This is a genomic window from Methylobacterium sp. CCH5-D2 (genome assembly GCF_001556475.1).
Lineage (GTDB): Bacteria > Pseudomonadota > Alphaproteobacteria > Rhizobiales > Beijerinckiaceae > Methylobacterium > Methylobacterium hispanicum.
This window is the reverse complement of sequence record NZ_LSIX01000321.1, coordinates 1-8,549: the sequence shown is the minus strand read 5'-3', so window position 1 is coordinate 8,549 and position 8,549 is coordinate 1. Positions and strand designations below refer to the sequence as shown.

The window sequence follows — 8,549 nt, the reverse complement described above, 5'->3', positions numbered from 1 at the left end:
GCCGTGATCGGGCCGCGCCGTCGAGCCGATCCGCCGCGGCCAGCAGCGCGCGCAGCATCTCGCCCTGCGGGCCGGCATCCTGGTCGAGCAGGAGGATGCGGCGCGCGCCGAGCCCGGTCGCGGTCTCCGCGAGGGCGTTCAGCGCCGCGGCGATGCCGAGGTTGCGGCCGGCCGAGAGCAGCCGGATGCCGGCGCGCTCCAGGGCCTCGGCCGCGCCGGCCGGCAGGCCGCCGTTGTCGAAGGCCAGGACCGGCCCGGGACTCGCCGCGGCGAGGCGGCAGACCGCCTCCACCTGCGCGGGACTCGGCCGGAACAGCGTGAGGCCGACGGCGACGCTCGCGGGATCGCTGCCGGACACCGTCTCCCTCCGCTCCCGCCCGAACCGAGGCGCGTCAGTGGCCCCCCGGGCGGTCGCGGTCAACCGGTCCGGCCGTTCTGACCGGTCACGCGATCAGACGGCCCGCGCCGAACAGGAAGCCGAACACCACCATGATGAACACGATCAGCCCCGCGATGATCGCGATGGTCTGGAAGGACTGGCGCTTGGCCCGCTCGGAATAGGCGAGGGCGCGGGGGGCGGCGGGATCCTGGGGCGTGTCGGGCATGGGCGGCGTCCGTTCGGGGAAGGGCACGGCACGTCAAAGCGGCAGGACGCGATCGGCTCCCACGTCGCGCGTGCCGGGGCGCACGATGCGGGACGCGGGCCTGCCCGGGCGAGCGCGTCCTCGGGGTGGCACGCGAAGCTCTCCCTCCTCCCTCTGCGGGGGAGGGAGAACGCGCGGGCCGGCTCCGAGAGGTGCGAACGTGGCAGCCCGCACGGGCAGAGAGCCCATCGCGGCTCGCCCCAACACCTCCGAAACGACCCATCACAAGATGTATCACGCGATCTCGTACTGGATCGGCTTGAAGGCGTAGTTGTTCGATTGCAGCGCCGAGCAGGCGGTGAGCCCGACGATCAGGTCCTCGCGCGCCTCGAAGGTCACGTGGTCGCCCGCCCGGCTCAGGGGGGGGCGGACCTCCAGCGCGCCGCTCGCGCCGTCCACCGCCACGTTCATGAAGACGTTGAAGGCCACGGGGATCCGGTCCGGCCCGATACCGTAGGGCGCCAGCGCGTGCGCGAGGTTGCCGAAGCAGCCCCGGTGGGGCTCGGTGTCGCCGTAGATGATCCGGAAGGTGTCGGCCGAGCAGGGGGTGAGCAGGAAGTCGTGCCGCCCGACCGTGTCGGCCACGATCTCCAGGAGCACGTTCGAGCGGTTCGAGTAGAGCTTGTCGCCGGTCGTCAGGAAGATGCGGCTGGCATAGTCCAGCGTGCGGCCCGACGAGATCACCTCGTCGATGTCGTCGCGCCGGAAGGCGAGGAGGTCGGCCACCTGCTCGCCCTGCGGGTCGATCACGGTGAGGCGCTGGCCCCGGTCGAGGGTGAAGGCGGTGCCGGAGCGCGGTGGGATCTCGTGGCGCATGGGGAGGGTTGGTCTCAGGGTTCGTCTGCGGACGGGGTCGGGCCGGGGCGGCCTCCCCGGCTTGGCAACGCGGCAGGCGGCCGAGCGTCACCGGCCCCATGCCGGCGGGGATGCGGGTCGGCGGAGGAGATCGGTGTCGCGCACCGGGCCCGCACGAAACGGATCCCGCGCGATGTCCCCGGGCGCGACAATGGGAGGCTTTGCGTCCTGCCGGGCACGGGGCTATCTGGCAATCGCAGAACAAGAGACAGCCGAATCAGCGCGGTCCCCGAGGGCGATCCTCGGGACGATCGGCGCGGTCGAGCATGTCAGGGTAACGCGCGGCGCGGGGCACGGAATCTTGCGTGTCCCCGGCGTTGCGCTAGGGAGGGGGCGCCCGCGCGGCCGAGGCCCGTTCGTGGCCAGAGCCCTTCTGTACGAGGCCGTCGCCTGACATGACACCGGATCACGCCATAGCCTCCTCGACACCGCTGGAGCGCGATGCGCGCCTCGCCATGAGCGACCACAAGGTCGCCCCCGGCGAGATCGCCATCGGCGTCGTGATCGGGCGGGCGGCCGAGTATTTCGACTTCTTCGTCTACGGCATCGCCTCGGTGCTGGTCTTCCCGAAGGTGTTCTTCCCCTTCGCGTCGCCGCTCCAGGGCACGCTGTACAGCTTCGTCGTCTTCGCCCTCGCCTTCATCGCCCGGCCGCTCGGCTCGGTGATCTTCATGGCGATCGACCGGCGCCACGGCCGCGGGGTCAAGCTGACCATCGCGCTGTTCCTGCTCGGCGGCTCGACCATGCTGATCAGCTTCCTGCCGGGCTACGACCACATCGGCGCCTCGGCGATCTGGCTGCTCGCGGCGCTCCGCATCGGCCAGGGGCTGGCGCTCGGCGGCGCCTGGGACGGGCTGGCCTCGCTGCTCGCCCTCAACGCGCCCGTGGAGCGGCGCGGCTGGTACGCGATGATGCCCCAGCTCGGCGCACCGATCGGCTTCATGCTGGCGAGCCTGCTCTTCGCCTTCTTCACGATGAACCTCAGCGAGGCGGACTTCATCGACTGGGGCTGGCGCTACCCGTTCTTCTGCGCCTTCACCATCAACGTGGTGGCGCTGTTCGCCCGGCTGCGGCTCGTGGCCACCGCCGAGTTCACCAGCCTGATCGAGCGGGGCCGGCTCGAACCCACCCGCTTCTTCCCCCTGCTCAAGGCCCACGGCGACGACGTGCTGATCGGCGCCCTGGTGCCGCTGGCGAGCTTCGCGCTCTTCCACCTCGTCACCATCTTCCCGATCTCGTGGATCACCCTGTTCACCCAGCGCTCGGCGGGCGAGTTCCTGCTCGTGCAGTTCGGCGGCGCGATCCTGTTCGCGGGCGCGATCGTGTTCTCGGGGCTGATGGCCGACCAGATCGGCCGGCGCATGCACCTCATCGTCTCGGCCGGGCTGATCGCCGCCTTCGCGGTCGCCAGCACCGTCGCGCCGCTGGTGATCGAGGAGAACGTCGTCGGCCAGACCGTCTACGTGCTGGCGGGGTTCTCGCTGCTCGGCCTCGCCTACGGGCAGGCGACCGGCGCGGTCAGCTCCCGGCTCGGCGCCCGCTACCGCTACACCGGCGCCGCGCTGATGGCCGATCTCGGCTGGCTGCTCGGAGCCGGGTTCGCGCCCCTCGTGGCGCTCGGCCTCTCGGCCAAGTTCGGGCTCGCCTGCGTCGGCCTCTACCTGCTCTCGGGCGCCGTCGCGACGCTCGTCGCGCTCAGCATCAACCGCTCCGAGATCCGGCAGATGTAGCCGGGCCGACGGGCCCGACCGCCACGGGGCGGCGCGGAGCGCGCCGCCGACACCGACATGCGGCGCTCTCCGCGCCGCCCAGACAATCGAGCGGCGCGTCGCGCGCCGCGCCTGACGCCTCCCGGGGCCATCTCGCCGCCCAGCGGCAAGGGGACACGATGTTGATCGCCGCGGCCAAATCCGCCCTCTCCACGCGCGCCGGAACCGGGCGCCTCAAGCGCCTCGCGCGCGCCGCTGCCCTGCTGCCGCTGCTGGCGGCGACCGCCGGTTGCAACATGGTGGTGATGCATCCCTCCGGCGACGTGGCGATGCAGCAGCGCAACCTCGTCCTGGCCTCCACGGGCCTGATGCTGCTGATCATCGTGCCGGTGATCCTGCTGACGCTGCTCTTCGCCTGGCGCTACCGGGCCAGCAACACGTCCGCCACCTACGACCCCGACTGGCACCACTCGACACAGCTCGAGGTGGTGATCTGGGCCGCGCCCCTGGTGATCATCATCGCGCTCGGCGCGCTCACCTGGATCAGCACCCACACGCTCGATCCCTACCGCCCGCTCTCGCGCATCGAGCCCGGCCGCCCGGTCGCGGCCGAGACGAAGCCGCTCGAGGTCCAGGTGGTGGCGCTCGACTGGAAGTGGCTGTTCTTCTACCCCGAATACGGGATCGCCACGGTGAACGAGCTGGCCGCGCCCGTCGACCGGCCGATCAACTTCCGGCTCACCGCGGCCTCGGTGATGAACACCTTCTACGTCCCCGCGCTGGCCGGCATGGTCTACGCGATGCCCGGGATGGAGATGAAGCTGCACGCGGTGATCAACAAGCCGGGCACCTATCACGGCCAGTCGGCCCACTACAGCGGCAGCGGCTTCTCGCGCATGACCTTCAACTTCCTCGGCCAGGAGCCGAAGGCGTTCGAGGCCTGGGTCGCCAAGGCGAAGGCCGAGGGCAAGGACCTCAGCCGCGACGCCTACCTCCAGCTGGAGAAGCCGAGCGAGCGCGAGCCGATCCAGTACTTCGCCTCGGTTTCCGACAACCTCTACAGCCAGATCCTCAACATGTGCGCCCTGCCCGGCAAGATGTGCATGAGCGAGATGATGAAGATCGACGCCCGCGGCGGCGCGGGCGTGCACAGCCGCGAGAACCGCGAGAAGCTGCGCTACGACAACCGCCACGTCGAGCAGGGCGACGAGGCGCCGGGCGCCACCGGGCCGGCCTCGGGCCGCCCGCCGCGCTCCGAGCCGGAGCCCGGCACCAAGCCCTCCTCGGGCCACGACGACCAGGGGACCCCGGCCCCCGCACAGCTCAACAACCGTTAAGGCCGGCGGTCAGCCGACGCATCGCCAGAGAGCCGATCACATGTTCTCCAACGTCGATCTCCAGAAGCTCGTCTTCGGACGCTTCACCCTCGCGGACATCCCGTACCACGAGCCGATCCTCATCGTGACCTTCGCGGGCGTCGCGCTCGGCGGCCTCGCCGTGCTCGGAACCATCACCTACTACCGCTTCTGGGGCGCCCTCTGGCGCGACTGGGTGACGAGCGTCGATCACAAGAAGATCGGCATCATGTACGTCATCCTGGCCTTCGTGATGCTGCTGCGGGGCTTCGCCGACGCGCTGCTGATGCGCGCCCAGCAATCGATCGCCTTCGGCTCGCAGGAAGGCTTCCTGCCGCCCCACCACTACGACCAGATCTTCACGGCGCACGGCGTGATCATGATCTTCTTCGTGGCGATGCCCTTCGTCACGGGCCTGATGAACTACGTCGTGCCCTTGCAGATCGGCGCCCGCGACGTGTCGTTCCCCTTCCTGAACAACTTCTCGTTCTGGATGACGACGGCCGGCGCGATCATCATCATGCTCTCGCTCTTCATCGGCGAGTTCTCGCGCGCCACCTGGCTCGGCTACCCGCCACTGTCGGGCGCCGACATGAGCCCCGGCGTCGGGGTCGATTACTGGATCTGGGGCCTGCAGATCGCGGGCATCGGCACGCTGCTCTCAGGCATCAACCTCGTCGCGACCATCGTGAAGATGCGCGCGCCCGGCATGACCATGATGAAGCTGCCGGTCTTCGTCTGGACCTCGCTCTGCACCAACGTGCTGATCGTGGCCGCCTTCCCGATCCTCACGGCCGTTCTCGCGCTGCTGTCGCTCGACCGCTACGTCGGCACGCACTTCTTCACGAACGACCTGGGCGGCAGCCCGATGATGTACTTCAACCTGATCTGGATCTGGGGCCACCCGGAGGTCTACATCCTGATCCTGCCGGCCTTCGGCATCTTCTCGGAGGTGACCTCGACCTTCTGCGGCAAGCGCCTCTTCGGCTACGCCTCGATGGTCTACGCCACGGTCGTGATCACGATCCTCTCCTACCTCGTCTGGCTGCACCACTTCTTCACCATGGGGTCGGGCGCCAACGTGAACTCGTTCTTCGGCATCACGACGATGATCATCTCGATCCCGACGGGTGCGAAGATCTTCAACTGGCTGTTCACCATGTACCGCGGGCGCATCCGCTTCGAGGTGCCGATGCTCTGGACGGTCGGCTTCATGGTGACCTTCGTCATCGGCGGCATGACCGGCGTGCTGCTCGCCGTGCCGCCGGCCGACTTCGTGCTGCACAACTCGCTGTTCCTGATCGCGCACTTCCACAACGTGATCATCGGCGGCGTGCTGTTCGGCATGATGGCCGGCGTGACCTACTGGTTCCCGAAGGCCTTCGGCTTCAAGCTCGACCCGTTCTGGGGCAAGATGAGCTTCTGGTTCTGGCTGGTCGGCTTCTACGTCGCCTTCATGCCGCTCTACGTGCTGGGGCTCATGGGCGTGACGCGCCGGATGCAGCACTTCGACGACCCGTCGCTGCAGATCTGGTTCGTCGTGGCGGCGGGCGGCGCGGCACTGATCGGCTGCGGTATCCTCTCGACGATCATCCAGTTCGTCGTCTCGATCCGCAACCGCGAGGCCCTGCGCGACACGACCGGCGACCCGTGGGGCGGCCGCACGCTCGAGTGGGCGACCTCCTCGCCGCCGCCGGACTACAACTTCGCCTTCACGCCGGTCGTGCACGACCTCGACGCCTGGTACGACATGAAGAACCGCGGCTACGCGCGCCCGCTCCACGGCTTCAAGCCGATCCACATGCCGAAGAACACCGGCACGGGCGCGATCATCGGCGGTCTCAGCGTCGTCTTCGGCTTCGCCATGATCTGGTACATCTGGTGGCTGGCGGCACTGTCGGCGCTGGCGATCTTCGTCGTCTCGGTCGCCCACACCTTCAACTACAACCGCGACTTCTACATCCCGGCCGACACGGTCGCCCGGACCGAGTCGCAGCGGACCGCCGCGCTGGCGGGGCAGGCCTGAGCCCATGATGCACACGGACACCGCCCCCCCCGGCACCGCGCCGGTCTTCCACCACGAGGAGGAGCACCACCCCGAGACCAGCACCCTCCTGGGGTTCTGGATCTACCTGATGAGCGACTGCCTCATCTTCGCGGTGCTGTTCGCCACCTACGGCGTCCTCGGCCGCAACTACGCGGCCGGGCCCTCGCCGAAGGATCTGTTCGACCTGCCGCTGGTGGCGTTGAACACCTCGATGCTGCTGTTCTCGTCCATCACCTACGGCTTCGCCATGCTGGCGATGGACAAGGGCCGCACGGCGGCGACGCAAGCTTGGCTCGCGGTCACGGGCCTGTTCGGCGCGGCCTTCCTCGCCATCGAGCTCTACGAGTTCGCGCACCTGATCCACGAGGGCGCGGGGCCCGGCCGCTCGGCCTTCCTGTCGTCCTTCTTCACGCTGGTCGGCACCCACGGCCTGCACGTCACCTTCGGGTTGATCTGGCTGGTCGTGCTCATGGTCCAGGTCGCCCAGCGCGGCCTGATCCCGGAGAACACCCGCCGGCTGATGTGCCTGTCGATGTTCTGGCACTTCCTCGACGTGATCTGGATCGGCGTCTTCACCTTCGTGTACCTGATGGGAGTCCTGCAATGAGCGCCGAGGCGGCCCACCACGATCACGGGCACGGTCACGAGGGCGGCGGCGCGAGCCACGGCTCGTTCGGCGGCTACGTCACCGGCTTCGTGCTCTCGGTGATCCTCACCGCGATCCCGTTCTGGCTGGTCATGGCGCGCCCGCTGGAGAGCGGGCTCTGGACCGGCATCATCATCATGGCCTTCGCGGCGGTGCAGATCGTGGTCCACATGGTCTACTTCCTGCACATGAACACGAAGTCGGAGGGCGGCTGGACGGTGCTCGCGCTGATCTTCACCGTGACGCTCGTCGTGATCACCCTCACCGGCTCGCTCTGGGTGATGCACCACATGAACGCCAACATGATGCCGATGTCCGTCGAACAGCTGCGCCACCAGCCCTGAGCGGGCGGCCGTGATCTCGACCGGCGCGCGGGCCGCCGGCCCGGCGGTCCGCGCGCGCCCCCGGCTCGCCGGGCTGATCGTCATCAACATCCTGGCGATCCTGCTCTGCGGGGGGCTCCTGGCGCTCGGCACCTGGCAGGTCCACCGCCGCGCCTGGAAGCTCGACCTGATCGCGCGGGTCGAGGCCAACGCCCACGGCGATCCCGTCCCGGCCCCCGGGCCCGGCGCATGGGCGGCCCTGTCGGAGCGCGACGCCTACCGGCGCGTGCGGCTCGCCGGCACCTGGCTCGACGCGCCCGACACCCTGGTCCAGGCGGTCACCGACCTCGGCGGCGGCTTCTGGGTGCTCACGCCGCTGCGGACCGATGCGGGCTTCGTGGTTCTGGTGAACCGTGGCTTCGTGCCGGGCGACCGGCGCGCGGCCACGGCGCGCGCGGGCGTCGCCGGCACGCGCGCGGCGCTGACAGGCCTGCTGCGCCTCGACGAGCCGGGCGGCGCGTTCCTGCGCACGAACGATCCGGGGGCGGACACGTGGTACTCCCGCGACGTCGCGGCGATCGCGCGGGCGCGCGGCCTGACCGGAGCCGTCGCCCCCTATTTCGTCGATGCGGAGCGGCCGCCGGGCCGCGATCCGGACGGGGACCTGCCGGTCGCGGGCCTCACGGTGATCCGCTTCCACAACAACCACCTGATCTACGCGATCACGTGGTTCACCCTCGCCCTGATGGTCGCGGGCGGCGCGCTCTACCTCGACCGCGACGCGTGGCGCCGCGGCCGGGCGGGCTAGAGCCGTTCCCGATCGCGCTGCGATCGGGAAGGGCTCGAACTTTCTGTCTTGACGCGCTCTCTCGCGCCGAACCGGCTTCCACTTTCCCGCATCATGCTCCAGCGCCAAGTCCCGGATTCCAAAGGTCGAGACCTTTGGCGGGTGCAGGGCAGAGCCCTGCAT

9 protein-coding genes are annotated in these 8,549 nt (G+C 69.6%); 6 read left to right on the top strand and 3 right to left on the bottom strand.

The features are described from left to right. The 3 genes from AX737_RS08510 to AX737_RS08505 form a co-directional block, all read right to left on the bottom strand. Nucleotides 1–358: glycosyltransferase (locus AX737_RS08510; RefSeq protein WP_197430507.1), on the bottom strand; the 358-nt coding region annotated here is incomplete at its 3' end. An 85-nt stretch (nucleotides 359–443) separates the two neighbouring features. Further along, nucleotides 444–605 (bottom strand): hypothetical protein, encoded by a 162-nt coding sequence (locus tag AX737_RS33045; RefSeq protein ID WP_156453601.1) that lies wholly within the window; start codon nucleotides 603–605, stop codon nucleotides 444–446. A gap of 273 nt (nucleotides 606–878) precedes the next feature. Beyond that, nucleotides 879–1,460: an urea carboxylase-associated family protein gene (locus AX737_RS08505; RefSeq protein ID WP_066920586.1), complete on the bottom strand. Its 582-nt coding sequence runs from the start codon at nucleotides 1,458–1,460 to the stop codon at nucleotides 879–881. Between the two features lie 434 nt (nucleotides 1,461–1,894). Here AX737_RS08505 and AX737_RS08500 point away from each other — a divergent pair, with 434 nt between their 5' ends. The 6 genes from AX737_RS08500 (at nucleotide 1,895) to AX737_RS08475 (ending at nucleotide 8,387) form a co-directional block, all read left to right on the top strand. Further along, nucleotides 1,895–3,229, top strand: coding sequence for an MFS transporter (locus AX737_RS08500; protein WP_066920584.1), 1,335 nt, complete (start codon nucleotides 1,895–1,897; stop codon nucleotides 3,227–3,229). A gap of 158 nt (nucleotides 3,230–3,387) precedes the next feature. Continuing rightward, on the top strand, nucleotides 3,388–4,545 hold the full coding sequence (gene cyoA, locus AX737_RS08495) for a ubiquinol oxidase subunit II (protein WP_066920582.1): 1,158 nt from the start codon (nucleotides 3,388–3,390) through the stop codon (nucleotides 4,543–4,545). A gap of 40 nt (nucleotides 4,546–4,585) precedes the next feature. Continuing rightward, on the top strand, nucleotides 4,586–6,589 hold the full coding sequence (gene cyoB / locus AX737_RS08490; protein WP_066920580.1) for a cytochrome o ubiquinol oxidase subunit I: 2,004 nt from the start codon (nucleotides 4,586–4,588) through the stop codon (nucleotides 6,587–6,589). 7 nt (nucleotides 6,590–6,596) lie between these two features. Next, a complete protein-coding gene (gene cyoC, locus AX737_RS08485) occupies nucleotides 6,597–7,217 on the top strand; it encodes a cytochrome o ubiquinol oxidase subunit III (protein ID WP_066920590.1) in 621 nt (206 codons plus the stop codon). After that, the gene (gene cyoD / locus AX737_RS08480; RefSeq protein WP_066920578.1) at nucleotides 7,214–7,600 is read left to right on the top strand and encodes a cytochrome o ubiquinol oxidase subunit IV; all 387 of its coding nucleotides are present in this window, start codon (nucleotides 7,214–7,216) and stop codon (nucleotides 7,598–7,600) included. The genes cyoC and cyoD overlap by 4 nt, the downstream gene beginning before the upstream one ends. Nucleotides 7,601–7,673: 73 nt before the next feature. Beyond that, a complete protein-coding gene (locus AX737_RS08475) occupies nucleotides 7,674–8,387 on the top strand; it encodes an SURF1 family protein (protein ID WP_066920588.1) in 714 nt (237 codons plus the stop codon). Nucleotides 8,388–8,549: the final 162 nt, after the last annotated feature.

Coding starts and splice junctions, on each gene's coding strand:
- AX737_RS33045 (WP_156453601.1), bottom strand. CDS start 605: ATGCCCGACACGCCCCAGGATCCCGCCGCCCCCCGCGCCCTCGCCTAT.
- AX737_RS08505 (WP_066920586.1), bottom strand. CDS start 1,460: ATGCGCCACGAGATCCCACCGCGCTCCGGCACCGCCTTCACCCTCGAC.
- AX737_RS08500 (WP_066920584.1), top strand. CDS start 1,895: ATGACACCGGATCACGCCATAGCCTCCTCGACACCGCTGGAGCGCGAT.
- cyoA (WP_066920582.1), top strand. CDS start 3,388: ATGTTGATCGCCGCGGCCAAATCCGCCCTCTCCACGCGCGCCGGAACC.
- cyoB (WP_066920580.1), top strand. CDS start 4,586: ATGTTCTCCAACGTCGATCTCCAGAAGCTCGTCTTCGGACGCTTCACC.
- cyoC (WP_066920590.1), top strand. CDS start 6,597: ATGCACACGGACACCGCCCCCCCCGGCACCGCGCCGGTCTTCCACCAC.
- cyoD (WP_066920578.1), top strand. CDS start 7,214: ATGAGCGCCGAGGCGGCCCACCACGATCACGGGCACGGTCACGAGGGC.